This window comes from Neorhizobium alkalisoli (genome assembly GCF_002968635.1).
Classification (GTDB): domain Bacteria; phylum Pseudomonadota; class Alphaproteobacteria; order Rhizobiales; family Rhizobiaceae; genus Neorhizobium; species Neorhizobium alkalisoli.
Window position 1 is genome coordinate 99,627 of the sequence record NZ_PVBN01000001.1, and the last position, 26,764, is coordinate 126,390.

Here is a 26,764-nt window from a genome sequence, read left to right on the forward strand (position 1 = left end):
TTCGTGGTCGCAAGAGTTTGATCGCATCGCGGTCCTTGTAAAGCCCCCTCCTTTCATGCGGAAGGCTGCATAGATCGGTCGCTCAAGTACGCGTATTCTTGGCTTGCCGGGCAATCCGGGCCGGGGAGGTTTGCGTGATCGCTGAATATGACGATCTTGATGGCCTGGGGCTGGCGGAACTGGTCAGGGCGCGAGCGGTATCCGCCGCCGAGGTGGTCGAAACCGCGATCGACAGGATAGAGACGAGGAACCCGGCTCTCAATGCGGTCATACGGCCGATGTTCGACGAAGCGCGCCGGGCGGCAGTTACGACCGATGCTAATGCGCCATTCGCGGGCGTTCCCTTTCTGCTGAAGGACCTGCTTTCGATGGTGGCCGGGGTACCCACGTCGCAGGGTAACCGTCTCTTGGCAAAGCTCCCGGCGTCGGGTGATTCCGAACTCGTGAAGCGCTGGAAAAAGGCAGGACTGATCATCCTGGGCAAGACCAATACTCCGGAATTCGGACTGACACCCTATACGGAGCCCGATGCCTTTGGCCCGACGCGAAATCCCTGGGATCCGACCCGAACTCCCGGTGGTTCCAGCGGGGGTTCGGCGGCGGCGGTCGCTTCCCGGATGGTCCCGATCGCCTCGGCCGGAGATGGCGGGGGATCTATCCGTATCCCGGCATCCGCCTGCGGTCTCTTTGGATTAAAGCCGACGCGCGGCAGAACGCCCGCCGGCCCGTTCATGGGCGAGCCTTGGGCAGGATTTTCCGTGGAGCATGTTCTGACGCGCTCGGTACGTGATTCTGCTGCCCTGCTTGATCTCACCCAAGGCGCCGATACCGGTGCCCCTCACTATCTTCCGCCTTTTTCGGGCTCTTTCCTCAAGGCGCTTGAACGGCCACCGGGTAAGCTTCGGATTGCAGTGTCGTCGAGCCCGATGCTCGGCACGAAAGTCGACCCGGAGGTCGTCCTGGCATTTGCCGACGCTGTGAAACTGCTGGAGGAACTCGGACACGACGTGGTCGAGGCGGCACCGGTTGTCGACGCGGATGAATTCTCGCTGTCATTCCTGACGGTGCTTGCCGCGGAAATGCGGGCAGACATCGAAGGGGCGGCCAAGGCGGCAGGCGTACCAGTTCGCGTCGATGATTTCGACGCGTCCACGCTTGGGCTTGGAATGATTGGACAAACCATTTCGGCAAGCGAACTTGCCACGGCATTGCGCTATCTCAAGCTGACTGCCAGAGGGATTTCGGCTTTCTTCAGTTCGTGCGACGTGCTGATGACGCCGGTGCTTTCCGCTGTTCCTCCGCCAATCGGCGCACTTCAACCTTCACCAAACGAGAAGCGGATCATTCGCGCTCTGGCGCGAACGAATGCGGGATGGCTTCTCACGAAGCTTGGCTTCGTGAAGCGAGTGGCGGCCGAAACATTCGGTTTCATCCCGTGGACGCCCGTCTTCAATGTAACAGGACAGCCCGCCATGTCCGTGCCGCTGTCCTGGTCCGCCGGCGGCTTACCGATCGGCATGCACGTCGTGGGACGATTTGCCGAAGAGGAGACACTTTTCCGATTGGCTGGCCAGATCGAGGCTGCGAGGCCTTGGAACGAGCGCAAGCCTTCGGCATATGCCACACCGAGGTCGGCCGGCGCGGCGCTCGATTAGACTGCCTTCCAGGCGGAAAGTTGTCCGCTTCCCGCCCTCATCCTGCCGGTCAAATAATCCGTAGCCTCAGCCGAGCATGGTCGATGGCTGGGCGTGTAGATATTCCGCGACCTTGCGCTTCGACGCGATATTGCGCCAGACGGCATCCACCTGATCAGGCGTCAGTCCGGCTGCCTCGCCGACTTCTTCGCGGGCAATGCCGTTGTCGAGGCCGTAGAGGCAAAGGTCCATCCGGTCATAAGGCAGCGAGAAGTAATATTCGTCCTGGCCCTGCGGCAGCGACCACGTATCGGTGGTCGGCGGGCGGCTACGGATCTCGGCGGGCACGCCGAGTGCTTCGGCAAGCTGGTAGACCTGGCTCTTGTAGAGATGAGCGATCGGCTTGAAATCGGCCGCGCCATCGCCGTTCTTCACGAAAAATCCCTGGTCGTATTCCAGTCGGTTCGGTGTACCCGCGACCGCTGAATTCAGGCGGTCGGCGTGGTAATATTCGATCTGCTTGCGTGTCCGCTGCTTCATGTTGGCGGCGGCGATCATGCCGAGATAGACATCGAGCGGCATACGGTGGCGGCTTTGCTCTCCGGCCGGATTGGCGACCACCAACCAGGAAATATTATAGCCGCGACCGGTCAATGCATCTTCCAGCACCACCTTGCAGCCCCAGCCTTCGCCGAATTCAGGCACGATCTGGCGGATGAAACCGTCGCGGCGGGTATAGCAACCCGCTGCCGCAAGTGCGGGACCGATGTCCTCGAGGACGGTTTCGACGCCCACTGCCTCGGCGAGCGCCTTGCCGAGGCGCAGGCTCTCCGGGTCGCTGTCATGCTCGGGCATGAAGATGCCCGTCACCTTTGCCGGTCCGAGCGCGCGGGCGCAAAGTGCTGCCGTGACGCTGGAATCGATGCCGCCGGAAAGCCCGAGCACGACGCCGCGCTTCCTCAGGTCCTTCATCACCGTTTCGCGTATCCAGTTTGAGATGTGCTCGATCTCCGCCTCCGCATCGAGCTTCAGCGTATCTGGAGAGAATTTTCCCGTCTTGTCGGCAACTTTCATGGCTCGCATCACGCGACATTCCCCTGTATCGGTTCGTTGTTGCTGTTATTGGCGTTCAGCCTGATTTTTCCGGTGGTGGTTTTCGGCAAAGCGTCGCGGAACTCGACGCTTTTGGGCACCATGTAATCTTCGAGCCGGCTTGCGCAGTGCCGTATGATATCGCGCTCGGTGAGGATCGCGCCTTGGCGGAGCACGACATAGGCGCGGATGACCTCGCCGAAAACCGGGTCCGGCACCCCGCCGACGGCCGCCTCGGCGATCTCGGTTAGCTCGTAGAGCGTCCGCTCGACTTCCTGCGGACTGACCTTTTCGCCGCGGGTCTTGATGATGTCGTCGCGCCGGCTGACGAAGTAGAGAAAGCCATCTTCGTCGGCGCGGAAGAGATCGCCGGTATGGAGGCGCCGGCCGAGCGGAAGCGGCACAAGCTTTTCCAGTGTCGTCGATGCGTCGTGCCAATAGCCCAGCATGACATGCGGCCCCTCGACGATCAGTTCGCCGATCACGCCGGGCGGCGCAGGATTGCCGTCTTCATCGATTACATAGGCATGGGTCCCGGGGATAGCTTTTCCGGCGGACAGCGGCCGGTGAGCGACTTCTGCCGGCGGCAGATAGGTGGCGCGCATGCATTCCGTCTGCCCGTACATCAGGAAGAGTTGGGTTTGGGGGAATAGATGCTCTAGCCGTTCGGTGAACGCGGGCGGCATTGCCGCTGCTGCGCTCGTGATATAGCGCAGGTGTGGCAGGAAACCCGGCTCGAGATCCTTCATGCCGACGACGAGCGCGGCCATGGGTGGCACGAGAGGAAGGCCCGTCACTTTTTCCTGCGCCAGCCGCTCCAGGATCTTGCGAGGGAAGGCGAAGCTCTTTTCGAGGATCAACGTGCCGCCGACCATGATCATGGTGACAACCTGGGTGATGCCGTATCCGAAAGAGAGCGGCAGCACGTTCAGGACGATATCCTCGGACGTATTGCCAAGATAGCTGACGATCGACTGACAGGCGGCATCAACATTGGCATGTGAGAGCATCACGCCCTTGGGTTTCCCTGTCGAGCCGGAAGTATGGATCAGCAGTGCGAGGCTGTCGGTGTCGTTCAATATCTCGATAGTCGTGCTCGCCAAGCCGTCGACGGCGCCTTCGAAACGCAGTGTGGAGGCGGCCTCGTCACGCACCTCGCTCTGAGCCACGAACACGGCCGGCCGAATTCTCGTCGCGGCAACCGCCGCTTCGACCGTCGGCTGCAGCCGGGCCTGGGTGATGATTGCAGAAGCTTCGGTACTGTCGAGGATGGCGGCCAGTTTGTCCGCTTTGATGGAGGGGTAGAGAGGGCAGGGGACGGCGCCGATCTTCCAGGCGCCGAAGAAACTCAAAACAGCCTCCGGCCCATTGTCGAGGAGCACCAGGATGCGATCCCCAAGCTTCACTCCATTGCGGGCGAAGCTTTCTGCGAGGCGGTCCGAGCGGGCATCGAGTTCGCCATAGGTCAGGCGGATGTCGCCTGCCACAAGCGCCGTCTTGCCGGCAAAGCGCCGGGCACTGTCGCGAAGCCTTGCCTCAAGCCGCATCTTAGATAGCCTTTCGGTGTGTCAGGCAGCGGCGGGAAGTTTGCTTGCGAGGTATTTTGTCATGTTGTCGACGCTGTCCAGATTTTCCGGAATGATTTCCTCGTCAGCGACCGTGATGCCATAGGTGCTTTCGAGAAATGCGATCAGCTCGAGGACACCGGTGGAGTCGATAACGCCCGTATCGAGCAGCGACTGGCTGTTGGAAATATCGGCATCGGCGCGAAAGAGGAAGTTCTCGGCAATAAACTCGCGCACGGTACCTGTGAAACGTTCAGTCATCGAACAGCCCCTTCAAAAAGCCACACCACGTCCCTTCGAACCGCGAAGGATCGAAGACACACCGGTTTTTACTGCGGCTATCCTTTGCCGATAGTCCTGAATCTTTCGCTAAAGCATCCGTGTTGTTTTGAACTGTTCCCGATTTTGCATCCAAAAGCGACGTTCTGCGTTGTGTGAGACTTCAAATAGGGAGGCCGGCAATGGCAAAACGAGAGCTGATCGATACGGGCACGGACAAGCGCTATGTCCGCCGGGACGACAAAGGCCGCTTCAAGGAATCCGACGACGTCGGCCGCTCGCTGGCTCAGGATGTCCGCAAAAGCGCCAAGGCGAAGGCAAAGGCGGGCGAGGGCGATAGAGGCGACCGCCCGCGCTGACAGTCTCCGGTGAAGATCGCGACCTTCAATGTGAACGGCGTCAACGGTCGCCTGGACATTCTTCTCGATTGGCTCGGGGAGGCGCGGCCGGATGTCGTATGCCTGCAGGAACTGAAGGCTCCGCAACAGAAGTTTCCACTTTCAGCCATCGAGAAGGCCGGTTACGGCGCCATCTGGCATGGTCAGAAGAGCTGGAACGGCGTCGCCATTCTGGCTCACGACACCGATCCTATAGAGACGCGGCGTGGCCTTCCCGACAATATGGAGGATGAGCACAGCCGTTATATCGAAGCGGCAGTTGGGGGCGTGCTGATCGCGTGCCTCTATGCGCCGAACGGCAATCCGGCGCCCGGGCCCAAGTTCGACTACAAGCTCGCCTGGTATCAGCGCTTCCTGGGGCATGCGCGGGCACTGCTGGATACCGGCGCTCCCGTCATTCTCGCGGGCGACTACAACATCATTCCGACCGATCTTGATGTCTATGCGCCGGAACGATGGCGCGACGACGCGCTGTTCCGGCACGAGGTTCGGGATATCTTTACCGATCTTCTCGAGCAGGGCTGGACGGATGGGCTTCGCAGTCTCCATCCGAACGAGCGCATCTATACCTTCTGGGACTATTTCCGGAATGCCTGGGGCCGCAATGCCGGGCTGCGGCTCGATCACCTGCTGCTCAGCTCTTCGATTGCCCATCGGCTCCAAGATGCAGGTGTCGACCGCCATGTCCGCGGCCGGGATCACGCCAGCGATCACGCGCCGGCCTGGATCGAAATCGCCGACTAGGCGAGATCGAGCGACATCTCCGATTGGGTCAGCCTGCTTTTGCGCCAGCCGATGCGCCGCATGAACAGGTCGAGCAGGCCTGCCGGCACGTTCTCGATGATGTAGAGCTTGCGATCCGGATAGCGGGCGGCGAGGCCATCCGCAAACGACCGGCCGACACCCTGACGGCGATAAGCCGGATCGACCGCAAAGCCATAGAGGCGTACGTCCGTGCCGCTGTCGTCGACGAGCGCGGCCGCCTTGTCTTCGAGTGCAACTCCTCTGAGAGGCGGGCCTGCCTGCCGAAAGGAGATGGGGTCCGTCTGCCAGGTGGGACCGGCATCCGAAAATCGAGACAGCATTTCGACGGCTGTACCGAGATCGCATTCCTCAGCCGGCGTGACACCCGGTGCTGGAAGCGTCGCGGCTCTGCTGAAGCCCACCAGCTTTCGGGTGATTTGAAAGTCCAGCGACAGATAGAGGTCGCGAGCCTTGACGTTGGAATTGATGACTTCCAGGATCAGCTGCCTTTCGCCACGGCTGCGAGCGGCCTCTATAGCCTCCCGCATGACGCGCCGGCCGAAACCTTTGGAGCGGATCGTCGGACCGACCCCGAGCGCGCTGATGCGTGAGCGTTCGCCGCGCCTCGCCAAGAGCAGGATGCCGACGGGCCTGTCGCCGTCGAAAAATACTTCGCTGATATCAGCGTCGACATCCTCCCGTGCAATACGAAGTGCCAAGGCCTCCGGTTTGACGCTGACTGGCACGACATAGCCGACGAAACCTTCCGTAAATCCCTTGGCCGCGTCGTCGAGCGAAGAGGCTGAAAGCGGGCGACGAGTGACGGTCGCATTCTGATCCATCGATTGTCCCTCCGGAGTTACAGTGCGTTGGTCGGCGTTCCTTTTTCGAAATTTTCCACATGGCTGACGACTTGCGCCCAAAGCGTTTGCATCGCCTCGTCGCTCGCCCATGCCACATGCGGTGTGACGATGACATTCGGCCGGTCGAGAATCGTCAGCAGCGGATTGTCCGGCAAGGGAGGTTCCTTCGTCAGCACATCGAAACCGGCACCGGCGATCAGCCCCTCATCGAGAGCCGTCACCAGATCAGCCTCGTTTACGAGCCCGCCGCGCGCCGTGTTGATGATCAGCGGCTTCCGTTTCATCCTGCGGAACTCTTCCATGCCGATCAGGTTGCGGGTCGTCGGCGTCAGCGGCATGTGGAAGCTGATGATATCGGCGGTCTCCAGGACCTCATCAAAGGCGGTGTAGCCGGCTCCGACCGTCTCCGCATCCTTGCGGGCTGCGAAAACTACCTTCATGCCGAAGGCTTCCGCGATCTTGGCCACGGATTTGCCGAGCGTGCCGCGCCCGAAGATACCGAGCGTCGAACCCGCGAGGTCGCGGATCGGGTGCGTAAAGAAGCAGAACTGGTTGGCGCGCTGCCATTCGCCGCCGATCACGTCCTGCCGGAAGCCGACGATCGAACGGCGCAGCGCAAAAATCAGCGCGAACGTGTGCTCGGGCACGGTATTGATGGCGTAGCCGCGCACGTTGGAAACGATGATGCCGCGTTCTCTAGCAAAGGCGAGATCGATGACATCATGGCCGGTAGCGGCCACCGCGATCATCTTCAGCTTCGACGCGCCGTCGATAGCCCCCTCGCGGACCGGAGCCTTGTTGGTGATGACAATGTCGGCATGGGCAATACGTGCGGGCACATCTTCCGGCGCCGTTTTGCCGTATTCCACCCATTCATGAGCGAAGGCCGGCCGAGTGATTTCGACGGACGGCCCGATCGTGTCGCGGTCGAGAAAAACCACCTTCAGCATTGCCTGAAATCCCGCATTGATCACATCCTCCCGTCGTCCAAAGCGCTGGCCGCGTTCGATTTCTCGTATATCATCCCGCCCGCCATCCGGAAGGTAAAAGTGCGGAGCAAGGAATGGGGGAAGTGCTGGAACTCGATTGCGTCGTCATCGGCGGCGGCGTGGTGGGGCTCGCGGTGGCGCGTGAACTGGCGATCGCCGGTCGCGAAGTGGTGCTTCTCGAAACCGAGCCAATGACCGGCAGCGTGACGTCTTCCCGCAACAGCGAAGTGATCCATGCCGGTCTTTACTATCCGACCGGCAGCCTCAAGGCCGAGCTCTGCGTTGCCGGCAAGCGCAAGCTCTACGACTATTGCAGGGAGCGATATATCCCGCACAAGCGGTGCGGCAAGCTGGTCGTCGCCTCGAGCGAGGTGGAGGTCGCCTATCTCGAAAAGCTTCTGAAGCAGGCCGAGGCAAATGGCGTCGACGACTGTTTCTTGATCGATAGCGTCGAACTGGCTCGGCTGGAGCCGCAGATCACGGGCTTTGCGGCACTCGTTTCACCCTCCACCGGTATCATCGACAGCCATCGTCTGATGGAAAGCTATATCGCGGATATCGAAGCTCACGGCGGTGCCATTGTCCTGCAAGCACCCGTTCTGGGAGGCGAGCTTCTGCCGGATACCGTGCGGCTTTCGGTTGGCGGCCGTGATCCGGTCGAGATCGAGGCCAAGCTGGTGGTGAACGCCGCGGGTTTGAACGCCTGGGCCGTCTCCGAGAGCATCCTCGGCCTTGATCGAACGACGGTGCCGGAGCGCTACTACGCCAAAGGTTGCTATTTTTCCCTTGCCGGCCGCGCTCCAGCCGGACGATTGATCTACCCGGTTCCGGAGCAGGGTGGGCTTGGCGTCCATCTTACGCTCGATATGGCGGGACAGGCGAGGTTCGGCCCGGATGTCGAATGGGTGGAGGCGATCGACTATGACGTTGATTCTCGCCGGGCCGACAAGTTCTATGCGGCAATCCGGCGCTATTGGCCGGATCTGGCGGATGGCGCGCTGCAGCCTGCCTATTCCGGCATGCGGCCCAAGGTGGTGGGGCCGGTAGCGGGAGGCGGCGGCGACTTTATCATTCAGGGCTCGGACGCAACCACGCATCCTGCCTATGTCGCGCTTTACGGCATCGAATCCCCCGGCCTGACGGCCTCCATGGCGATAGCGGAGAAGGTCAAAAGCCTGACGTTGGGCTGAACCTTGAGGATACGACCCTTCGGGCACCTTCTCCCCAGCGGGGAGAAGGTGCCGGCAGGCGGATGAGGGGGGCTCGCCGCAGCAAGCGATGCCTTCTTAGAGGGCCGCGCGCTTGTCCCGCTTCGCAAGCCGGCCAAGCAGGTAGTCCACCTCCGCCTTGGCCGTAGCCGAAAGCATCTGCGCCGGCTTGCGCTGCGCGTCCGTGGCGATGACGCCGCGCCGCTTCAGCACATGCTTGCGCACGGCAAGGCCGACGCCCAGCTGCTGTTCATAGCGGATCAGCGGCAGATGCGCGTCGAAGAGATCATGGGCCTCGTCCCGCTTGCCGTCCGCAAAGAGGCCCACGAGTTCCGTCAGCATGTCCGGAAAGCCGTAGCCGGTCATTGCGCCGTCGGCACCTCGCTCCGGTTCGAAATCGAGGAACATGCCGCCATTGCCGCAAAGGATCGAGAAGGGTCGCAATTCGCCGGACTTCTGCATGGCGCGGAGCCTGGAGATCTTCTCCAGCCCCGGCCAGTCCTCGTGCTTCAGCATCAGGCAGGACGGATGGTTGGAAATGATCTTGGCGATCACGCCGGGTGACATCACGACGGTCAGCGTCAGCGGGTAGTCCTGCAGCACCCAGGGCACGTCATCGCCGACCGCTTCGACGGCCCCGGCGAAATAGTTGACGATCTGGTCGTCGGTTCTGAGCGCCGGCGGCGGGGCGATCATCACGCCCGCAGCGCCCATTTCCATGGAATCGCGGGCCAGGGACCGCATGCCGGCAAAGCCGGGTGCCGAGACGCCGACGATCACCGGTATCTTGGCGCGGGAAACGACCCGTTTGACGATTGCCCGGCTTTCCTCCGGCTCCAGTTTGGGCGCTTCGCCCATGATGCCGAGGATGGTTATGCCGGTGCAGCCGCTTTCCTGGTAGAAGTCCGTCAACCGGTCGACCGAGTTGAAGTCGATTGACCCGTCTTCCAGAAACGGCGTGGTCGCAATCGCATAGACCCCTTTGGATTCCACGCCGAATGTCATTTCTGGCCATCCTTCCAGGCCTGATAGCGGGCCTTGGTTTCCGCGTTCATGGGGTAAAGACCCGGCAGCGGCACGTTGCGGTCGACTTCTGTCATGATCCAGGCTTCCATGCGCTCCTGTTCCGGGGCTTCGGCAAGCACCGTATCGAGAAGTTTTGCGGGGATCAGAACAGCACCGTCCTCGTCCACAACGACGACGTCATCCGGAAACACGGCGACTCCGCCGCAGGAGACCGGCTCCTGCCAGCCGACGAAGGTGAGGCCCGCGACCGATGGCGGTGCGGCAATACCATTGCACCAGACCTTCATGCCGCTGGCGAAGACACCTTCCGCATCGCGCATCACCCCGTCGGTAATCAGCCCCGCGACGCCGCGCTTTGCCATGCGGGCGCAGAGGATGTCGCCGAAGATGCCGGCATCGGTCACGCCGAGCGCGTCGGCAACGGCCACGCAGCCTTCCGGCATGGCTTCGATCGCGGCGCGGGTGGAGATCGGCGAAGACCAGCTTTCCGGCGTGGCGAGATCTTCACGCGCCGGTACGAAGCGCAGCGTAAAGGCTTTGCCGACGACCCGGCCCTGGCCGGGCTTCAGCGGCTTGGTGCCGCGCATCCAGACGTTTCGCAGCCCCTTCTTCAAAAGCACCGTGGTGAGCGTGGCGGTGGAAACGCTTTTGAGCGTCTCGATGATGTCAGGATCCAGCGACATGAATTCTCCTTGGGGATTGCTGAGTGCCGGAGTCGGCGGCGCGCGGGATATTCCTTCGGCTGGCTTCCTTCGTCAAGGAACGGCGAACTCTCCCGCGGGCGTTCCGGGCCGCAGACGGCCCGGCAACAGATGTTGAGTGATCTCTAAATTAAGCCTCGCTTAAGGTTAAGGACTTACTCTCCTGAAATGGACAAGGGGATTTTCCGATTGGCCGCTGCGCTGGCCGCCCTCGCATTCAGCCTCGTGAGCCCGGCGGACGGGCATGCCGGGCAAAAGCAGGTTTGGCGGGATACCAAGGCTCCGCTCGTCATCGATGCCTACGAACTCAACATCATCGACTGGCAGAAGCTTCTCACCGACAAGCGCATAGCGGGTTTCATCCACAAGGCGTCGGATGGACTTCCGGAAAGCTACAGCTGTACCGGAAAACATGGCGGCGATACCGTCGGGCACTGCAAGACCATGTGGCGGAAATATGCGGTCAGCCGCGAACTCTACCAGACGCGCCGCCTCGTTGCCCGGGGGGCCGGCCTGCTCTGGGGCGCCTATCATCTTGCGCGGCCGGGAAATCCGATCGACCAGGCAAACCACTTCCTGGATTATGCCGAGCCGGACGACAAGGATCTGATGGTCCTCGACATCGAGGATCTGGAAGACAAGTTCATGTCGCTTGAGGACGCCGAAATTTTCGCGCGCCATCTGAAGACCAGGACCGGCCGCTATCCCATTCTCTACACGAACCACAGCGTCGCCCGCTATATCGCCGCGCGCCGCAACGACTACCGGCTCTTGTCCCGGCTGCCGATCTGGTACGCCCGCTACAAGCCGGATGTTGCACAGGTCTTCCCGATGGGAAGCTGGTCGAACTACTTTCTCTGGCAGTTTTCCTCGGCATCGAATTGCTCAAAGCGACACTGCCCGTACCGTGTCCCGGGGACGTCGACGGATATCGACGTCAATGTCGCCGGAGTGAACCTCGATGAGCTGAAGCGTGTTTGGGCAAAGGGCGAACTTCTTCCGTCCAACACCCCGGACCCGGCATTGATCGCAGAAGCGGACTTACTCTATCGTCCGTTCTAATCCGTCTCATGGTGTGAAAAGTGGTGCCGCTTACGTGACTCGAACACGTGACCCCATCATTACGAATGATGTGCTCTACCGACTGAGCTAAAGCGGCACGGGCAGCGAACGGCTCGGCCGGGCTGCGAGTGATGCGGCTGATACAGGCAATGACCTGCAATTTCAAGCCGTGATTTGATCCCCTCTGCGATTTTCCTGTCGGTTGCGGCCGGGACCCGCGCTCAAAGCGCGAGCTGCTTCCGTGCCGCCTCGTATTCGCTCTCGAGCCGCTCCACAAGCTCGGCGACGGGAACCACCGACTTCACCGCGCCCACGCCTTGTCCGGCACCCCAGATTTCCTTCCAGGCCTTCGGACCGCTCACTGCTTGGTCGAAATCCATCTTGGTGGGATCGGCGACCGGCAGAGCATCGGGGTCCATGCCCGTCGCCGTGATCGAACCTTTCAGATAATTGCCGTGAACGCCGGTGAAATAGTTGGAATAGACAATGTCGGCGGCGTTCGAATCGACGATCATCTGCTTGTAGGCATCGACCGCGCGTGCCTCCCGGGTGGCGATGAAGGGTGAGCCGATATAGGCCATGTCCGCGCCCATCGCCTGTGCCGCGAGAATGCCGCCGCCCGTTGCGATCGCCCCGGCCAGCAACAACGGCCCGTCGAACCATTCGCGGATTTCCCGGACGAGCGCGAAGGGCGAAAGCGTTCCGGCATGGCCTCCAGCGCCCGCGGCAACCGCGATCAATCCGTCCGCCCCTTTTCGGATCGCCGAGCTGGCATGCCGGTTGTTGATGACGTCATGCAAAACGATGCCGCCATAGGAATGCACCGCCGCGTTGACCTCCGGTACGGCACCGAGCGACGAGATGACGATCGGCACCTTGTATTTCACGCACATCATCAGGTCGTGTTCCAACCGCTTGTTGGAGGTGTGCACGATCTGGTTGACGGCGAAGGGAGCGGCAGGCCTTTCAGGATTGGCCGCATCATAGGCGGCGAGATCCTCGGTGATCATCGCAAGCCACTCGTCGAGCTGGCTTTCCGGCCGCGCATTGAGCGAAGGGAAAGCGCCGACGACGCCCGCCTTGCATTGCGCCAGCGTCAGTTCCGGATGAGAAATGATGAAAAGTGGCGACGCGACGACGGGCAGACGCAGCCTGTCCCTGAGGATTGCTGGAAGCATGCGGAAAAGAACCTCCCGATTGACGTTTACGCAAACGTCAATCTGTCTAGCAGATCAAGTCGCGCGGGAAAAGCCGGTGGAAAAATTTCAGAACATTTATCGCCCATTTGTTCCAGGAGCGTATGAGACATATCCTGACCTTATTTCTCGGCATGGTGCGGCGCTTGCAGTTCCGGGTGAGAGAGGTTACCGAAAGGTAAAGTCCCGCGTATCGGGAATGAGTAGAAGAAGGACCGGCAGTGAGCGGTTTGGAAACGGCCATCAGGAACGCACTGGATCGCTCCAACAGAGCGGATCGGGATACCCGGGTTCGTATTTATCAGTCGGCGCGGCAAGCGCTCGATGCCGGTCTTCGCAAGCAGGGCGTGAGCGATCGGCTGATCATCATGCAGCAGCACGAGCTGCTGGAAGACAAGATCCACCAGATCGAGATGGAGGAAGTGCGCCGGCTGGCCGAGGCACCGCCACCGCCCGAGATCGAGCTCGATACGGAGCTTCCCTATATTCCTGCTTCTGAGCCGGTCGCGCCGCCCGTGGTTGTCCCAGCTCAGCGCCCTGCGGAGCTGGGGCCGGACGTGACGCTCGGTGGCGAAACGCGCTCCGTCGCTCCCTCCACGCCTCAAGCCGCTCACCAGGTTGCCCCCGTCACTCCCGAGGCTTCGCCTGTGGCGCCTGTCGTTGCGCCTGATCCGACGCCCCTGCCGGAGACTTCGGTTGCATCCGAGGGCGATCTTGGCCGGATTGCGGTCGAACGCGACGAACGCATTGAAGCCGGTCCGCCGGTAAAGACGCCCAAGCCGGGGAAATCCGGAAAAAGCCAGGCCGCGCCCTCCGGCACAACGCTGGACGTGCCGCCGGAGCGGGCCGCCAAACCGCGCAAGCGCCGCGGATTCCTGTCGCATCTCCTCACGTGGTTGATCACCCTCGCCATAGTGGGTGGGGCCTGTTGGTGGTTCTACCAATCCGGAATGGTCCAGTCGTTCATCGACGAGGCGATGAAGGTTGCCGATCAGTCTCTGAGCCGTCAGCAGACTGGGCGGGAGGCAGGAGCTTTCGATCCGCGCAACGGGTTTTCCGACGATTGGGTGGAAATTTTCGTTCCTTCCGACATCGCCAGGCTGAAGCCCTCCGGCCAGGCGCGGGTCGAAGCCGTGGCTGGAGCGGAGGGTCAGGCGGTTCGCATCCTTTCCATGACGAGCGGCGAGGGAGGCGACGTTGCGATCGAGGTGCCCGCCGAGGTACTTCGCGCCATGGCCGGCAAGAGCTCGACCGTGGCGCTGACGCTGCAATCGGCGCAGGATCGCTCCGTGCAGCTGTCCGTGCGTTGCGACTTCGGAAGCCTCGGCAACTGCAGCCGTCATCGCTTTACTGCCACGCAGGAAAAGCTGGAGGCGCTCTTCCGCGTCACATTCGAGCGCTCGCTGGCGCCGAATGCTCCCGGCCGTCTGGTCATCAATGCCGGTCTCGACGGGCCTGATCTGCCGGTACTGCTTTATTCGGTCCGCATCTTGCCGGGACAATAATCCCTACTTCAGGAATTTCGGCCCCTGGCCGAGAATCTTGTGGTCGATCTCGCCGATGGCGTTCCTGTCCTTCCCGTCGTAGTCGAGCGCCAACAGCATATGGCGAATGACATTGAGCCGGGCGCGACGCTTGTCGTTGGCCAGCAGGATCGTCCAGGGTGTCTCCTGCTTGTGCGTCTTCTCGAGCATGATGTCGCGCTTTTTGGTATAGTCGTGCCACTTGTCGAGCGCTGCAATGTCCATCGGCGAGAGCTTCCAGATCTTCAGTGGGTCGTGTCGGCGATCATGGAAGCGCTTGAGCTGCATCTCGCGGCCGATATCCAACCAGAATTTGAAGAAGATGATGCCCTCGTCGTGGATCGTGTCCTCGAACCGCGGCACGGCCGTCAGGAAGTCCTCGTATTGTTTGGGAGTGCAGAATCCCATGACCGGTTCCACTCCGGCCCGATTGTACCAGGAGCGGTCGAAGAGAACGATTTCGCCCGCTGTCGGGAAATGCGCGATGTACCGTTGGAAATACCACTGCCCGGCCTCGGTCTCCGTCGGCTTGTTCAAGGCTACGACCCGGGCCGAGCGTGGGTTGAGATAGGCATGGATCGAAAAGATCGTGCCCCCCTTGCCGGCCGCGTCCCGCCCTTCGAACAGTGCCATTAGGCGCTTGCCGGTGGCCTTCAGCCAGAACTGCACCTTCACGAGTTCGATCTGCAGGTGTTCAAGCTGCTTTTCGTATTTGTCCTTGTCCATCTTGTCGTCATAGGGATAGCCGCCCCAGGCCAGGGATGCGTCCTCGATCCAGTCCGGCAGGACGGGATCATCGACGTCGAACCGCCTGAGCTTGCCGTCGATTTCCAGATTGACTGCCCGGTTCCCGGTCGCGTCCGCCATGATCATTTCCTCCGATGTGCTGGTTCCCTCATATGTAAAGCAGCTTGGACATTCGGCCACCATCCTGCACCGGTCGTTTTTTGCGCTGACCCTTGCGGGCGATGTATATCTGTCATGCAAGCAGTATATGTGCGCGTGTTCAACATCGAAAACAGCGAGTCGGATCGTGGAGTCGGCGCAGACCAATTGGTGGGACAGGTTTGGGGAAATCACGGCGCGGGCACGTCAGGAGCGGCCCCTGCTGCTGCTGCTGACGCTGCTCGCCACCCTCGCTCTTGTTGCCGGCATGCAATGGCCGGGCGTGCTTGCCGGATGGCTGTTGCTGTTGCTGGTGGTCGTGGCGCGCAAGCCCATCTCGGCTCCGGAGGCGGAGCGACCGATAGTGGTGGAAGACGAGCCGGTCTTCGATCCGATGCCGCAGGTGGCGGCGACCTTGGCCGCGCTGGACATGCCGGCATTCATACTCGGCCAGGATGCCATCGTCCTTTTCCAGAACAAGGCGGCGGAAAGGGCTCTCGGAGCCCTTCCGACCGGTTCGCATCTTTCCGCGAGACTTCGCTCACCGGGCATTCTCGACATGGTGCGCGAGACGATCGCCACCGATGAACCGAACCAGATCGAACATTCCGAACGGCTGCCGTCCGAGCGCGTCTACACATTGCGCATCGCGCCGATCGATTTCGGCCGTCGGATCGGTGGTCAGCCGGATCAAGCGCCGCCGAAGCTCTATCTGCTGTCGTTCAAGGATATTTCGGAACTGCGCCGGATCGACCGGATGCGCTCGGACTTCGTCGCGAATGCCAGCCACGAGCTGCGCACCCCGCTTGCCTCATTGCGGGGCTTCATCGAGACGTTGCAGGGCCCTGCGCGATCCGACCCGGCCGCCCAGGAGCGCTTTCTTGCGATCATGTTCGATCAGGCGACGCGCATGAGCCGGTTGATCGATGACCTCATGTCGCTCTCGCGCCTGGAGCTCAAATCACACATCGCACCGGATCAGACGGTCGATCTGAAGCCGCTGATTGGTCATGTACGGGACGCACTCCTGCCTCTTGCCGAAGACCTTGGCGTAGAGATCCGCACACATCTGCCGGAGGGCAAGGTCGAGGTGCTGGGCGATCGGGACGAACTTGTGCAGGTTTTTGAAAACCTTATCGAGAACGCCTGCAAGTACGGGCAGGAGGGCGAAGTTGTCGATGTCTATGTCCGGAATGATAGCGCGGAGCCCGTGGAGGTGAGCGTCGTCGATCGCGGGCCGGGCATTCCTGCCGAGCATGTCCCGCGTCTAACGGAGCGATTTTACCGGGTCAGCGTGGCAGATAGCCGCTCCAAGAAAGGCACCGGTCTCGGGCTTGCGATCGTTAAGCATATTCTCACTCGCCACCGCGCCCGGTTGATCGTGAAGTCCGAGGTTGGCAAGGGCAGCGAGTTCACCGTCAGGTTTTGACATAAAGCCAGTTTATTTTATGTCGGCAATAAATTTTATGTAAAAATTTCAAATACTTGATGTGTCATAAATGTTTCATTGAACTGACATAAAAGGGACGGGCAATAGCGGCTAAGACAAGCGGGCTGAACGCCGGCGAGAGTGAGAGCCGGTGACGTCCGTATTCACACAAGCCCCATAATGGGAGATCCCTCATGAACATCATGAAACTTTCTGCAGCAGCCCTGGTGGCCTCTGTTGCGTTTGCCGGCGCTGCCGCCGCACGCGATCAGGTCCAGGTTGCTGGCTCGTCGACCGTTCTTCCTTATGCGAAGATCGTCGCTGAAACCTTTGGCGAAACCTTCCCGAACTTCAAGACGCCGATCGTCGAGTCGGGCGGTTCGGGCGCTGGCCTGAAGGAATTCTGCAAGGGCGTCGGTGAGGCTACGATCGATATCGCCAACTCCTCGCGTCCGATCAACAAGAGCGAGATCGAGGCCTGCAAGGCAGCCGGCGTTACCGACGTCCAGGAAATCCGCATCGGTTACGACGGCATCGTATTCGCCACCGACTCCAGCAACGGCGAGATGAAGATCGAGCCGAAGGACCTCTACAAGGCTCTTGCTGCAGAAGTCGTCGTTGACGGCAAGCTCGTCGCAAACCCCTACAAGAACTGGTCCGAAATCAACGCGACGCTGCCGAAGGGCCCGATCGCTGCGTATATCCCGGGCTCGAAGCACGGCACCCGTGAAGTCTTCGAAGAGAAGATCATGACGCACGGCTGCAAGGACGCTGGCGCTCAGGACGTCATCAAGGCCGCCATCACCGACGCCAAGCAGGCAGCTGCCAAGTGCGTTGCAGTCCGCAAGGACGGCGTGGCTGTCGACATCGACGGCGATTACACCGAAACCCTGGCCCGTATCTCTGCCAACAAGACCGGCCTCGGTGTTTTTGGTCTCGCTTTCTATGAAAACAACGCCGACAAGCTGAAGGTTGCCACCGTCAACGGCGTTGCTCCGTCCACGGAAACGATTTCCTCGGGCAAGTATCCGGTTTCCCGCCCGCTGTTCTTCTATGTCAAGAAGGCTCATCTCGGCGTTATCCCGGGCCTGAAGGAATATGTGGAATTCTTCGTCTCCGACGACATGGTCGGTCCTGAAGGCCCGCTGGCCGAATACGGCCTCGTAGCGGCTCCGGACGCTCAGCGCGAGCAGGTTCGCAAGGACTTTGCCGCTGGCAAGACGATGTAATGCCAAGAGCCGGCGCCGCGAAGGTGGCGCCGGCTTCCTTGTTGCCGGGGTTGGGATATCCGGCTGGCAAGCGGGCTTGTTGCTGTGATTGTTGCGCAGGCGCGGCGGCGAATGCGATCGGCTCCGATGGGCGGAGCTGGGCGGTGATGGATTGCCGCCGAAGGCGGTACGCCGGGGGATCTTGATGAGTACATCATTGATATTGTTGATTGTGGCGATGGTCGGCCTCGCCGGCTACGTGATCGGGGCGCGGCGCTCGCTGGCTGTCGGTGGAGGACTTTCCTCCAAGCTCCATTCGCGGCCCGGCTACTATGGGTCCTTCGTGGCCGTATGGGCCATCGTTCCTGCTGTTTTTGTCCTTTTCATCTGGCTGGTTGCCAGTCCGACCTATATCAGTTCCTCGATACGCGGTGCCTTTCCTGATGAGGTGAAGGCGCAGTCCGAAGCAGAGCAGGGACTGGCGTTCGGGATGATCACGTCGATCGCCCGCGGAATGAACGTTCTGAGCCTCGAAGAAATCGACCGGGTCGGCAGCAATCCCGTCGACCTGCGCTCGGCGCTTGGTGCCAAGGGTGTTCCGCTCGCCGGAGACCCGCAGCCCTACATGGTCGAGGCTGCCGGCAACCTGAACACCATGACCTATGCCAGCCGCCTGGCGATGACCGCCGCGGTGCTGGCGATTTCCGGGCTGGGCGCCGCTTTCGCCTACCGTCAGATCGCGCCGCGCTTCCGTGCTCGCAACCGGGTGGAGAAGGTGATCCTTGTCAGCCTGGTTGTTGCATCCTCCATCGCGATCCTGACGACTGTCGGCATCGTCTTGTCCATGCTGACGGAAGCAACGCGCTTCTTTACGCATGTGCCGGCCTGGGAGTTCTTCTTCGGTACCGTTTGGGACCCGCGTTTCGCCGCGGCTGGCTCGGGGGGCTCGGAGGGTCAGTTCGGGTTGATCCCGCTCTTGCTCGGCACGCTCTATATCGGCTTTGTCGCTATGCTTTTCGCCGTGCCGATCGGTCTCTTCTCGGCAATCTACATGGCCGAATATGCCTCGCCGAAGGTGCGGTCGGTGGCCAAGCCGCTGCTGGAAGTCCTCGCCGGTATTCCGACCATCGTCTACGGCTTCTTCGCCCTGACGACCGTTGGCCCGTTCCTCAGGGATCTGTCTTCGCAGCTGAACGGGCTTGTGACCGGTGACTATTCGAACTTCATTCAGGCCCAGAGCGTTCTGACAGCCGGCTTCGTCATGGGTATCATGCTGATCCCATACGTCTCGTCGCTGTCGGACGACATCATCACCGCCGTACCCCGCGCCCTGCGCGACGGTTCCCTCGGCCTCGGCGCCACCCGGTCGGAAACCATCAAGCGTGTTATCCTGCCGGCCGCGCTGCCCGGTATCGTCGGGGCACTGCTGATGACCGCCTCGCGTGCGGTTGGCGAAACCATGATCGTAGTTCTTGCCGCCGGCGTTGCTGCCCGCATCCAGCTCAACCCCTTCGAGCCGATGACGACGGTGACCGTCAAGATCGTCAACCAGCTGACCGGCGACCTCGAATTCACGTCGCCGCAGACACTGGTGGCCTTCGCGCTCGGCATTACGCTCTTTGCCATCACGCTTTGCCTCAACATCTACGCGCTTTACATCGTGCGCAAATATCGGGAGCAGTACGAATGACCGATGTGGTTTCTCCCGTCTCAGGTATTCCCAAGGCCAAGTCCGGCCGCAGGGATATCGGCATCAAGCGCCGCTACGCCGCCGAGCGCCGGTTCAGGACTTATGGTATCGCCGCTCTTTCCTTCGGCATCATCTTCCTGATGATTCTCCTCTGGTCGGTCGTCTCCAAGGGCTACACCGCCTTCCAGCAGACGATGATCACGATACCGGTCGAATTCTCCGAGCAGGTCATCGATCCGCAGAACGAGCGCGCCACCAATCCCCAGAAGCTGCTGACGGCTAATTATCCGGTCGTCGCCCGCAATTCGCTTGCCAAGGCGCTCGGCGTCAGCGTCGATGACCGGGTGAAGATCCGCGCTGTCGGCCAGTTGCTGTCGGATGGCGTCCGTACCCAGCTTCGCGACATGGTCGTTGCCAACCCGGCGATCATCGGAACGACACAGAACATCACCTTGCTGGCGGCCGGTGATATCGATTCTGCCTTCAAGGGCCAGATCAATCTCTCCGTTGCCGAAGAAAACCGCAAGGTATCGGACCTGCAGGTGACCTGGATGAACCAGCTCGCCGAAACCGGCGTGCTCGCCAAACACTTCAACACCGGCATCTTCGTTAACGGCGCGTCGAGCCGTCCGGAAGCCGCCGGCGTCGGCGTCGCGCTGATCGGCTCGTTCTATATGATGATGATCGTGCTGGTCCTGTCGCTGCCGATCGGCGTCGCTGCCTCGATCTATCTCGAGGAGTTCGCACCGAAGAACAAGTTCACGGACTTGATCGAAGTGAACATCAACAATCTCGCGGCGGTCCCGTCTATCGTCTACGGCTTGCTGGGCCTTGCCGTGTTCGTCAACTTCATGGGCCTGCCTCGCTCCGCATCCCTGGTCGGCGGCCTGGTGCTGACCCTCATGACCCTGCCGACGATCATCATCGCGACGCGAGCCGCACTGAAGGCGGTGCCGCCGTCGATCCGGGCGGCCGCCCTTGGTCTCGGTGCGTCGAAGATGCAGACCATCTTCCACCACGTCCTGCCGCTCGCCATGCCTGGCATCCTGACTGGCACCATCATCGGGCTTGCTCACGCACTCGGCGAGACGGCCCCGCTGCTTTTGATCGGCATGGTGGCATTCGTGGCCAACTATCCGACGACGCCGCTCGATCCTTCGACGGCGCTGCCGGTCCAAATCTACATGTGGGCGAACGAGGCGGAACGTGCGTTCGTCGAGCGTACCTCTGGAGCGATCATCATTCTGCTCCTGTTCCTCATCGTAATGAATGTTGGCGCAATTCTCTTGCGGCGACGCTTTGAGCGGCGCTGGTAGAAGGAGTAGGACACGATGAATATGATGTCAGAAGCAGCAGTCGAAAAGGCCCTGGATCAGAAGATGAACGATGCTTCCTACAAGATGATCGGCAAGGACGTGTCGGTCTATTACGGAGAAAAGAGAGCGCTTTTCGACGTTAACCTGAACGTCCGGGAAAACACGGTCACTGCCCTCATCGGCCCTTCCGGCTGCGGCAAGTCCACATTCCTGCGCTGCCTCAACCGTATGAACGATACGATCGAGAACTGCCGCGTCACCGGCAGGATCACCCTCGATACCGACGATATCTATGACCAGAATATCGACGTCGTTGAGTTGCGCGCCCGCGTCGGCATGGTTTTCCAGAAGCCGAACCCGTTCCCGAAGTCGATCTACGAGAACATTTCCTACGGCCCGCGCATCCATGGTCTTGCCAGAAACAAGACCGACATGGATCAGATCGTCGAAGCGAGCCTCCAGCGTGCGGGCCTCTGGACCGAGGTTAAGGATCGTCTGCACGAATCCGGCACCGGTCTCTCCGGCGGACAGCAGCAACGTCTGTGCATCGCCCGTGCGGTGGCCGTTTCGCCGGAAGTGATCCTGATGGATGAACCCTGCTCGGCGCTCGATCCTATTGCAACCGCCAAGGTCGAGGAGCTGATCCACGAACTGCGGGCCAACTATACGATCGTTATCGTGACGCATTCGATGCAGCAGGCAGCTCGCGTGTCGCAGCGCACCGCCATGTTCCACCTGGGGCAGCTTGTCGAAGAAAACGATACCGACAAGATGTTCACCAATCCGGACGACCAGCGCACTCAAGATTACATCATGGGCCGTTTCGGCTGATCCGCCGACTGCGCCGCCTGACAACCCAATTTCGAGGACTAGACGATGGCATCGACCCATATCCTGTCGGCCTATGACGACGAACTGAAATATCTGAGCCGCCGCATCTCCGAAATGGGCGGGCTTGCAGAACAAATGTGCGGCGATGCCGTGCGCGCGCTGGTCAATTCGGACTCGGCACTTGCCCAGAAGGTCATCTCGGATGACGTCATCCTGGATCATGCCGAACGCGAAATCCAGGACAAGGCCATCGTCACGATCGCCAGACGCCAGCCCATGGCTGCGGATCTGCGTGAGATCGTCGGTACCCTGCGCATCGGCGCCGACCTCGAGCGCGTCGGCGATCTTGGCAAGAACACCGCCAAGCGCGTCATCGCCGTCCAGGGCACCGGCGTGCCGCGCAAGCTTGCGCGCGGCATCGAGCATCTCTCTGATCTGGCGCTTGTTCAGCTCAAGGAAGTGCTGGATGTCTACGCCAGCCGCTCGGCCGAAAAGGCCGAAGCGATCCGCATCCGCGACGAAGAGATCGACGCGATGTACACCTCGCTGTTCCGGGAACTCCTCACCTATATGATGGAGGATCCGCGAAACATCACCACCTGCACGCATCTTCTGTTCTGCGCCAAGAACATCGAGCGCATCGGCGATCACGCCACCAACATCGCCGAGACGATCTACTACATGACGACGGGCGCCCAGCTGGAAGGCGAGCGCCCGAAGGACGATACGTCGAATACGCTGGGTGCGATCACCGAATGACGGAATGCTGACGGAGCAGAGCTGAGATGCTGCCAAAAATTGCTGTGGTGGAAGATGAAGAAGCACTGAGCGTGCTTCTTCGCTACAACCTGGAAGCTGAAGGTTATGAGGTCGAGACGATCCTGCGCGGCGACGAAGCCGAAATCAGGCTCCAGGAACGGACCCCGGATCTCCTGATCCTCGACTGGATGCTGCCCGGCGTCTCGGGCATCGAGCTTTGCCGCCGTTTGCGCATGCGTTCGGAGACCGAGCGCCTGCCGATCATCATGCTGACCGCCCGCGGCGAGGAAAGCGAACGCGTTCGTGGCCTCGCGACCGGTGCGGACGACTATGTGGTGAAGCCGTTTTCGACGCCGGAACTCATGGCGCGCGTCAGGGCCATGCTGCGGCGTGCCCGACCGGAAGTGCTGTCCAGCGTGCTGCGCTGCGGCGACATCGAGCTCGATCGCGAGACGCATCGTGTGCATCGCAAGAGCCGGGAGGTCCGCCTCGGACCGACGGAATTCCGCCTGCTGGAGTTCCTGATGGCCTCGCCAGGTCGGGTGTTTTCCCGCTCCCAGCTCCTGGATGGCGTCTGGGGGCACGATATCTACGTGGATGAGCGCACGGTTGACGTGCATGTCGGGCGTCTACGCAAGGCGCTTAACTTCTCCAACATGCAGGATGTCATCCGCACGGTTCGCGGCGCCGGTTATTCGATGGAATCCTGAATACCAACCGTTGGGGCGCTGTCCGTTCAGCCGGTTTTGCTGGTCGGGTCGGCCACGGCCTTGGATTCCGGTGACCCCTTGAAGCGCAAGAAGATCGACAGCACCACGAGCACCGCGGTCGACAGGAATTCCGACTGCCAGTTCTGGAAGGATTCGAACCAGAATTGTGCGTCTCCAAGATATTGCCAGAAAGGCATTGTCGGCTGCCCGTGCATGGCCGCTTCCACATTGGCAGCTTCGAAGCTGTAGCGAAGATGCAGCACAAATGTGAGCAGGAACAGCAGGCCGAGCGCAATCCCGAGTGAATAGGAATAGAGCCCGCGAATGAGAGGGCCTGCCTTTACCGGCCACGGCGCCTCAGGGTCGTTAAGATGCTTGAGCGGATCCTCGTCCTGCGGGCTGGGCTCATCCGGGTCCCTCGATTCCGCCGAGCCTTTTTGATAGAGCATCGCCGTCAGCATCACATAGGCGGACATCTGCAGGAATTCGCTTTCCCAGTTCTCGAAGATGGCGGAGAGGAAATGTCCGGAGGTGAGATAGCTCGCAGCCGAGAGTGCCGCCTGCCCGTGCTCGGTGAGTTCGTCGTTGTGAACGCTCCACCCGGAAATAAACGTACCGCCGACAGTGGCGAGTGCCGCCACCATCAGCACGATCGTCAGACCGTTAGCCCGCAGGAAAGACATGATCGAACCTTCAAACCGTGATGCGGATACCCGCATCAACGGCTGACGACATAGAACGTTCCACGCCAGTTCTGCTAGCAAAAACAGAGCGTTGCCCTATGATCGTGCGTGGGTTGGCGTCCATGCTGACGCGTCGAGGGATCGTTATCCCGCGGTAGCTTCCTTGGACCATTCCGGCAGCGGAAACAGCCGGTCGTAGGCCCAGTTGAAGACGAAGGCATAGATCACGTAGAAGACCGCGAAGGATATATCCATCGTCAGTGCGTGAATGAGACTCACGTCGAGATACCAGGCGATCAGCGGCAGCAGTACGATAAGCAGACCGAGTTCGAACAGTATCGCATGTGCTATGCGCACGGCAGCGCTCTTTTGCGTGCTGCCGATCAGCCGCCGCATCAGGTGGTCGAAACCGATATTGTAGAGATAGTTCCATCCCGTCGCCAGGGTGGCAGAGCCAACCCCCACGATCCCGATATCTTCGACCGGCATGTCGAAAGCTAGAGCGCCGAGTGGCGTGATAAGAGCGAGCCCGATCAATTCGAAGCTGATCGCGTGCCGGATGCGGTCGAGTGTGGAGCGCATGATAACCTCCAAGGAGCCTTTATCTAAAAGCCCTTTGTTCGGCCGGGTCGTCCCGGAGTGATGCCCATGAGGGGGAGGTCGTCCTCGCACCCATTGAGATAGGCGCTGAAGAGCGGTGAGGCAAGCTCTGGCGGGCATAGCTGCCATGCAAAACGAAAAAAGCGGGCCGCAGCCCGCTTCAACTCCCGTCTCGGGATATAGTCTTATGCCCGGGCAGCAGCCCTGCGGCGATCATGGATCGGCTGATAGGCAAGCCGAGCGTGGTAGCTGCAATAGGGCGAGGAATCCGGAGATTCGCAACCGCAGAAATGGAAGTCTTCCTTCAGCGGGTCGCCGACGGGCCACTTGCAGGTACGTTCCGTGAGCTCGGTCAGCACGAGGCGGCGGGAGATCGGCACCACCACGTTGGAAGCGGGGCGATATTCCATCTCCTCGAAGGCTTCGACTTCGATCTCTTCCTTAACCACGGTCGCGCCGACAGCACGGGCAACTGTCCGGGTCGCGACGCGGGATGCATAATTCGGGGCCCGAGGCGCTGAAGTCGTCCGCTTGGCCGCGGTGCGGCCCGTAGCGACAGTGCCTCCAGCTTTCGCGCGGCCCGGCAGGCTGAGGCGATGCACCTTGCCGATCACGGCATTGCGGCTTACGCCTCCGAGTTGAGCGGCGATCTGGCTGGCGCTCAGACCTTCCGACCACAGTCTCTTGAGTTTCTCGACACGCTCGTCTGTCCAATTCATGCCCGTTCTCCGCCTTTGAACGTTATCGGCATGCAGAATCCTTCCACCTTTGCCGCAGACATCATTCCGCAGCACACACTACATATATGTTTGAGGTGACTAGTTCCGCCGCATGCAGTCTAGTAATTGATCTTTAACCTAGTGTGAGGCTGACTCCGTGGCAAGAGTCGCAGGATTCGCAGAGAATCGATTTCTTGGTTTTCCCCAACTTGCTGTCGGGAAGAGTCATTTTTGTCACATGGGCGGGCGCCGCCTGTTTTCGGTTGTAGCCCGGCAGAACGCCGAGCTTTATTGACATCCGGGGCCTAAACATCGATACTGCAGCTGGCCGCCCATTGGGCGGCATTTTTAATTTTTCAGGCTCGTTTGTCGGGTCTTTTGAACTGCCTAGAGGAGTGATGTCGCCATGGCTGAAGCCACGCTTTTCGACACCTTTGCCCGGGCCCCGTTGCGTTTTGAACGTGGCGAGGGCGTATGGCTCGTGACGGAAGGCGGGGAGCGATATCTCGACTTCGGCGCCGGCGTTGCCGTCAATTCTCTGGGGCATGCTCATCCGCATCTCGTCGAGGCGTTGAAGGCGCAGGCGGAGAAGGTCTGGCATACGTCGAACCTTTATGAAGTGCCGGGTCAGGAGACGCTGTCCCGCCGCCTGACCGACAATTCCTTCGCGGACAAGGTGTTCTTCACGAATTCCGGAGCCGAGGCGCTGGAATGCGCCATCAAGACGGCCCGCCGCTATCAATATGTGAAGGGCCACCCCGAGAGGTTCCATATCGTCACGTTCGAGGGCGCGTTCCACGGCCGCACGCTGGCGACCATCGCCGCTGGCGGACAGGCAAAATATCTTGAGGGCTTCGGTCCCAAGGTTGAAGGTTTCGACCAGGTTCCCTTTGGCGATCTCGCTGCCTTGAACGCGGTGGTCGGCGAAAAGACGGCCGCGATCCTCATCGAACCTATCCAGGGCGAGGGCGGCATTCGTCCTGTACCCAAGGAATTCCTGCAGGCGCTGCGCAAGATTTGCGACGACAACGGCATCCTCCTTGTCTTTGACGAGGTGCAGTGCGGTGTCGCCCGTACTGGCAAGCTGTTTGCTTATGAATGGTCGGGCGTGACGCCGGATATCATGGCGCTTGCCAAGGGTATCGGCGGCGGCTTCCCGCTCGGCGCCTGCCTGGCGACGGCTGAAGCGGCATCCGGCATGACCGCCGGCACCCACGGCACGACCTACGGCGGCAATCCGCTTGCCATGGCAGTCGGCAACGCGGTGATGGATGTCGTCCTCGAAGAGGGCTTCCTCGATCATGTTCGCGACGTCTCGCTGGTTTTCCGTCAGGGTCTGGCCAGTCTCAAGGACCGCTTCCCCGAGATCATCGAGGAAATTCGCGGCGAGGGCCTGCTGCTCGGCATGAAGGCGAAAGTCCCGGCGGGCGATCTGGTCGGTGCAATGCGTGGCGAGCGCCTGTTGGGTGTTCCGGCTGGCGACAACGTCGTGCGCCTGCTGCCGCCGCTTACGGTTACCGCGGAGGAGGCCCGAGAAGGGCTTGCCCGTATCGAAAAGGCAGCGGAAAAGCTTTCCGCGTCGTTGATGAAAAAATCGGCCTGAGAGGGTAGGAAGGGGGCGCCGTTTCTGGTTCCCTCTCGACAGGGAACCAAA

26 protein-coding genes and 1 tRNA gene are annotated in these 26,764 nt (G+C 60.9%); 14 read left to right on the forward strand and 13 right to left on the reverse strand.

What is annotated here, in order from left to right; genetic code table 11:
* The first annotated feature begins 134 nt into the window (after nt 1–134).
* Complete coding sequence (locus tag C5L13_RS00505; RefSeq protein WP_105381325.1) at nt 135–1,655, forward strand: amidase; 1,521 nt, start codon at nt 135–137, stop codon at nt 1,653–1,655.
* Between the two features lie 66 nt (nt 1,656–1,721).
* Here the strand turns inward: C5L13_RS00505 and nadE are convergent, their stop codons facing one another.
* From nadE to C5L13_RS00520, 3 genes are read right to left on the reverse strand one after another with little or no spacing between them, the layout of a single operon-like run.
* Nucleotides 1,722–2,708, reverse strand: coding sequence for an NAD(+) synthase (gene nadE, locus C5L13_RS00510; protein WP_105382010.1), 987 nt, complete (start codon nt 2,706–2,708; stop codon nt 1,722–1,724).
* Nucleotides 2,709–2,716: 8 nt separating this feature from the next.
* Nucleotides 2,717–4,273: a class I adenylate-forming enzyme family protein gene (locus C5L13_RS00515; RefSeq protein ID WP_105381326.1), complete on the reverse strand. Its 1,557-nt coding sequence runs from the start codon at nt 4,271–4,273 to the stop codon at nt 2,717–2,719.
* A 21-nt stretch (nt 4,274–4,294) separates the two neighbouring features.
* The gene (locus C5L13_RS00520; protein WP_105381327.1) at nt 4,295–4,552 is read right to left on the reverse strand and encodes an acyl carrier protein; all 258 of its coding nucleotides are present in this window, start codon (nt 4,550–4,552) and stop codon (nt 4,295–4,297) included.
* A 200-nt stretch (nt 4,553–4,752) separates the two neighbouring features.
* Between C5L13_RS00520 and C5L13_RS28890 the strand changes: the two genes are divergently transcribed.
* Together C5L13_RS28890 and xth are read left to right on the forward strand one after the other, a co-directional pair.
* Nucleotides 4,753–4,929: a hypothetical protein gene (locus C5L13_RS28890; protein ID WP_170117180.1), complete on the forward strand. Its 177-nt coding sequence runs from the start codon at nt 4,753–4,755 to the stop codon at nt 4,927–4,929.
* 9 nt (nt 4,930–4,938) lie between these two features.
* On the forward strand, nt 4,939–5,712 hold the full coding sequence (gene xth, locus C5L13_RS00525; RefSeq protein ID WP_105381328.1) for an exodeoxyribonuclease III: 774 nt from the start codon (nt 4,939–4,941) through the stop codon (nt 5,710–5,712).
* Here the strand turns inward: xth and C5L13_RS00530 are convergent.
* Together C5L13_RS00530 and C5L13_RS00535 are read right to left on the reverse strand one after the other, a co-directional pair.
* The gene (locus C5L13_RS00530) at nt 5,709–6,554 is read right to left on the reverse strand and encodes a GNAT family N-acetyltransferase (RefSeq protein ID WP_158693357.1); all 846 of its coding nucleotides are present in this window, start codon (nt 6,552–6,554) and stop codon (nt 5,709–5,711) included. The genes xth and C5L13_RS00530 overlap by 4 nt on opposite strands.
* 17 nt (nt 6,555–6,571) lie before the next feature.
* Nucleotides 6,572–7,525 carry a D-2-hydroxyacid dehydrogenase gene (locus tag C5L13_RS00535; protein ID WP_105381330.1) on the reverse strand — a complete coding sequence of 318 codons (954 nt, stop codon included), beginning with the start codon at nt 7,523–7,525 and terminating at the stop codon, nt 6,572–6,574.
* 113 nt (nt 7,526–7,638) lie between these two features.
* Between C5L13_RS00535 and C5L13_RS00540 the strand changes: the two genes are divergently transcribed.
* Entirely contained in the window at nt 7,639–8,754 is a 1,116-nt protein-coding gene (locus C5L13_RS00540) for an NAD(P)/FAD-dependent oxidoreductase (protein WP_205836801.1), read from the forward strand.
* A gap of 96 nt (nt 8,755–8,850) precedes the next feature.
* Here C5L13_RS00540 and C5L13_RS00545 read toward each other — a convergent pair whose 3' ends face one another.
* Complete coding sequence (locus tag C5L13_RS00545) at nt 8,851–9,777, reverse strand: dihydrodipicolinate synthase family protein (protein WP_105381331.1); 927 nt, start codon at nt 9,775–9,777, stop codon at nt 8,851–8,853.
* Complete coding sequence (locus C5L13_RS00550) at nt 9,774–10,481, reverse strand: ribonuclease activity regulator RraA (RefSeq protein ID WP_105381332.1); 708 nt, start codon at nt 10,479–10,481, stop codon at nt 9,774–9,776. The genes C5L13_RS00545 and C5L13_RS00550 overlap by 4 nt, the downstream gene beginning before the upstream one ends.
* A 186-nt stretch (nt 10,482–10,667) precedes the next feature.
* Between C5L13_RS00550 and C5L13_RS00555 the strand changes: the two genes are divergently transcribed.
* Nucleotides 10,668–11,561: a glycoside hydrolase family 25 protein gene (locus tag C5L13_RS00555; protein ID WP_105381333.1), complete on the forward strand. Its 894-nt coding sequence runs from the start codon at nt 10,668–10,670 to the stop codon at nt 11,559–11,561.
* A gap of 21 nt (nt 11,562–11,582) precedes the next feature.
* On the opposite strand, the gene C5L13_RS00560 is transcribed toward C5L13_RS00555, so the two are convergent.
* Nucleotides 11,583–11,658: transfer RNA gene (locus C5L13_RS00560), tRNA-Thr, on the reverse strand.
* 124 nt (nt 11,659–11,782) lie between these two features.
* Nucleotides 11,783–12,739 (reverse strand): NAD(P)H-dependent flavin oxidoreductase, encoded by a 957-nt coding sequence (locus tag C5L13_RS00565; RefSeq protein WP_105381334.1) that lies wholly within the window; start codon nt 12,737–12,739, stop codon nt 11,783–11,785.
* A 239-nt stretch (nt 12,740–12,978) separates the two neighbouring features.
* Between C5L13_RS00565 and C5L13_RS00570 the strand changes: the two genes are divergently transcribed.
* Nucleotides 12,979–14,262, forward strand: coding sequence for a hypothetical protein (locus C5L13_RS00570; protein ID WP_105381335.1), 1,284 nt, complete (start codon nt 12,979–12,981; stop codon nt 14,260–14,262).
* Nucleotides 14,263–14,265: 3 nt separating this feature from the next.
* On the opposite strand, the gene ppk2 is transcribed toward C5L13_RS00570, so the two are convergent.
* Nucleotides 14,266–15,147, reverse strand: a complete 882-nt coding sequence (gene ppk2 / locus C5L13_RS00575) for a polyphosphate kinase 2 (RefSeq protein WP_105381336.1) — start codon at nt 15,145–15,147, stop codon at nt 14,266–14,268.
* Between the two features lie 166 nt (nt 15,148–15,313).
* Between ppk2 and phoR the strand changes: the two genes are divergently transcribed.
* From phoR to phoB, 7 genes are all read left to right on the forward strand, one after another.
* Nucleotides 15,314–16,594: a phosphate regulon sensor histidine kinase PhoR gene (phoR, locus tag C5L13_RS00580; protein ID WP_245423196.1), complete on the forward strand. Its 1,281-nt coding sequence runs from the start codon at nt 15,314–15,316 to the stop codon at nt 16,592–16,594.
* Nucleotides 16,595–16,788: 194 nt separating this feature from the next.
* On the forward strand, nt 16,789–17,823 hold the full coding sequence (locus C5L13_RS00585; protein WP_105381337.1) for a substrate-binding domain-containing protein: 1,035 nt from the start codon (nt 16,789–16,791) through the stop codon (nt 17,821–17,823).
* Between the two features lie 184 nt (nt 17,824–18,007).
* Nucleotides 18,008–19,492: a phosphate ABC transporter permease subunit PstC gene (pstC, locus tag C5L13_RS00590; protein ID WP_105382013.1), complete on the forward strand. Its 1,485-nt coding sequence runs from the start codon at nt 18,008–18,010 to the stop codon at nt 19,490–19,492.
* Entirely contained in the window at nt 19,489–20,808 is a 1,320-nt protein-coding gene (gene pstA / locus C5L13_RS00595; protein ID WP_105381338.1) for a phosphate ABC transporter permease PstA, read from the forward strand. The genes pstC and pstA overlap by 4 nt, the downstream gene beginning before the upstream one ends.
* Nucleotides 20,809–20,823: 15 nt before the next feature.
* Nucleotides 20,824–21,639 (forward strand): phosphate ABC transporter ATP-binding protein PstB, encoded by an 816-nt coding sequence (pstB, locus tag C5L13_RS00600; RefSeq protein ID WP_105381339.1) that lies wholly within the window; start codon nt 20,824–20,826, stop codon nt 21,637–21,639.
* A gap of 45 nt (nt 21,640–21,684) precedes the next feature.
* The gene (gene phoU, locus C5L13_RS00605; RefSeq protein ID WP_105381340.1) at nt 21,685–22,398 is read left to right on the forward strand and encodes a phosphate signaling complex protein PhoU; all 714 of its coding nucleotides are present in this window, start codon (nt 21,685–21,687) and stop codon (nt 22,396–22,398) included.
* A 26-nt stretch (nt 22,399–22,424) separates the two neighbouring features.
* Nucleotides 22,425–23,108, forward strand: coding sequence for a phosphate regulon transcriptional regulator PhoB (gene phoB / locus C5L13_RS00610; protein WP_105370536.1), 684 nt, complete (start codon nt 22,425–22,427; stop codon nt 23,106–23,108).
* A 26-nt stretch (nt 23,109–23,134) separates the two neighbouring features.
* Here phoB and C5L13_RS00615 read toward each other — a convergent pair whose 3' ends face one another.
* The 3 genes from C5L13_RS00615 to C5L13_RS00625 all read right to left on the reverse strand — a co-directional run bounded on the left by C5L13_RS00615 (nt 23,135) and on the right by C5L13_RS00625 (nt 25,110).
* On the reverse strand, nt 23,135–23,791 hold the full coding sequence (locus C5L13_RS00615) for a DUF6766 family protein (protein ID WP_105381341.1): 657 nt from the start codon (nt 23,789–23,791) through the stop codon (nt 23,135–23,137).
* 144 nt (nt 23,792–23,935) lie between these two features.
* On the reverse strand, nt 23,936–24,373 hold the full coding sequence (locus C5L13_RS00620) for a PACE efflux transporter (protein ID WP_105381342.1): 438 nt from the start codon (nt 24,371–24,373) through the stop codon (nt 23,936–23,938).
* A 203-nt stretch (nt 24,374–24,576) separates the two neighbouring features.
* Nucleotides 24,577–25,110 carry a GcrA family cell cycle regulator gene (locus C5L13_RS00625; protein ID WP_105381343.1) on the reverse strand — a complete coding sequence of 178 codons (534 nt, stop codon included), beginning with the start codon at nt 25,108–25,110 and terminating at the stop codon, nt 24,577–24,579.
* Between the two features lie 406 nt (nt 25,111–25,516).
* Here C5L13_RS00625 and C5L13_RS00630 point away from each other — a divergent pair, with 406 nt between their 5' ends.
* A complete protein-coding gene (locus tag C5L13_RS00630) occupies nt 25,517–26,713 on the forward strand; it encodes an aspartate aminotransferase family protein (RefSeq protein ID WP_105381344.1) in 1,197 nt (398 codons plus the stop codon).
* The last annotated feature ends 51 nt before the right edge of the window (nt 26,714–26,764 follow it).

What these genes read in the sequence shown, in the direction of transcription:
- nadE (WP_105382010.1), bottom strand. Translation starts at nt 2,708, where the DNA reads ATGAAAGTTGCCGACAAGACGGGAAAATTCTCTCCAGATACGCTGAAG.
- C5L13_RS00515 (WP_105381326.1), bottom strand. Translation starts at nt 4,273, where the DNA reads ATGCGGCTTGAGGCAAGGCTTCGCGACAGTGCCCGGCGCTTTGCCGGC.
- C5L13_RS00520 (WP_105381327.1), bottom strand. Translation starts at nt 4,552, where the DNA reads ATGACTGAACGTTTCACAGGTACCGTGCGCGAGTTTATTGCCGAGAAC.
- C5L13_RS28890 (WP_170117180.1), top strand. Translation starts at nt 4,753, where the DNA reads ATGGCAAAACGAGAGCTGATCGATACGGGCACGGACAAGCGCTATGTC.
- C5L13_RS00530 (WP_158693357.1), bottom strand. Translation starts at nt 6,554, where the DNA reads ATGGATCAGAATGCGACCGTCACTCGTCGCCCGCTTTCAGCCTCTTCG.
- C5L13_RS00535 (WP_105381330.1), bottom strand. Translation starts at nt 7,525, where the DNA reads ATGCTGAAGGTGGTTTTTCTCGACCGCGACACGATCGGGCCGTCCGTC.
- C5L13_RS00540 (WP_205836801.1), top strand. Translation starts at nt 7,639, where the DNA reads ATGGGGGAAGTGCTGGAACTCGATTGCGTCGTCATCGGCGGCGGCGTG.
- C5L13_RS00545 (WP_105381331.1), bottom strand. Translation starts at nt 9,777, where the DNA reads ATGACATTCGGCGTGGAATCCAAAGGGGTCTATGCGATTGCGACCACG.
- C5L13_RS00550 (WP_105381332.1), bottom strand. Translation starts at nt 10,481, where the DNA reads ATGTCGCTGGATCCTGACATCATCGAGACGCTCAAAAGCGTTTCCACC.
- C5L13_RS00555 (WP_105381333.1), top strand. Translation starts at nt 10,668, where the DNA reads ATGGACAAGGGGATTTTCCGATTGGCCGCTGCGCTGGCCGCCCTCGCA.
- C5L13_RS00565 (WP_105381334.1), bottom strand. Translation starts at nt 12,739, where the DNA reads ATGCTTCCAGCAATCCTCAGGGACAGGCTGCGTCTGCCCGTCGTCGCG.
- ppk2 (WP_105381336.1), bottom strand. Translation starts at nt 15,147, where the DNA reads ATGGCGGACGCGACCGGGAACCGGGCAGTCAATCTGGAAATCGACGGC.
- C5L13_RS00585 (WP_105381337.1), top strand. Translation starts at nt 16,789, where the DNA reads ATGAACATCATGAAACTTTCTGCAGCAGCCCTGGTGGCCTCTGTTGCG.
- pstC (WP_105382013.1), top strand. Translation starts at nt 18,008, where the DNA reads ATGAGTACATCATTGATATTGTTGATTGTGGCGATGGTCGGCCTCGCC.
- pstA (WP_105381338.1), top strand. Translation starts at nt 19,489, where the DNA reads ATGACCGATGTGGTTTCTCCCGTCTCAGGTATTCCCAAGGCCAAGTCC.
- pstB (WP_105381339.1), top strand. Translation starts at nt 20,824, where the DNA reads ATGAATATGATGTCAGAAGCAGCAGTCGAAAAGGCCCTGGATCAGAAG.
- phoU (WP_105381340.1), top strand. Translation starts at nt 21,685, where the DNA reads ATGGCATCGACCCATATCCTGTCGGCCTATGACGACGAACTGAAATAT.
- phoB (WP_105370536.1), top strand. Translation starts at nt 22,425, where the DNA reads ATGCTGCCAAAAATTGCTGTGGTGGAAGATGAAGAAGCACTGAGCGTG.
- C5L13_RS00615 (WP_105381341.1), bottom strand. Translation starts at nt 23,791, where the DNA reads ATGTCTTTCCTGCGGGCTAACGGTCTGACGATCGTGCTGATGGTGGCG.
- C5L13_RS00620 (WP_105381342.1), bottom strand. Translation starts at nt 24,373, where the DNA reads ATGCGCTCCACACTCGACCGCATCCGGCACGCGATCAGCTTCGAATTG.
- C5L13_RS00625 (WP_105381343.1), bottom strand. Translation starts at nt 25,110, where the DNA reads ATGAATTGGACAGACGAGCGTGTCGAGAAACTCAAGAGACTGTGGTCG.
- C5L13_RS00630 (WP_105381344.1), top strand. Translation starts at nt 25,517, where the DNA reads ATGGCTGAAGCCACGCTTTTCGACACCTTTGCCCGGGCCCCGTTGCGT.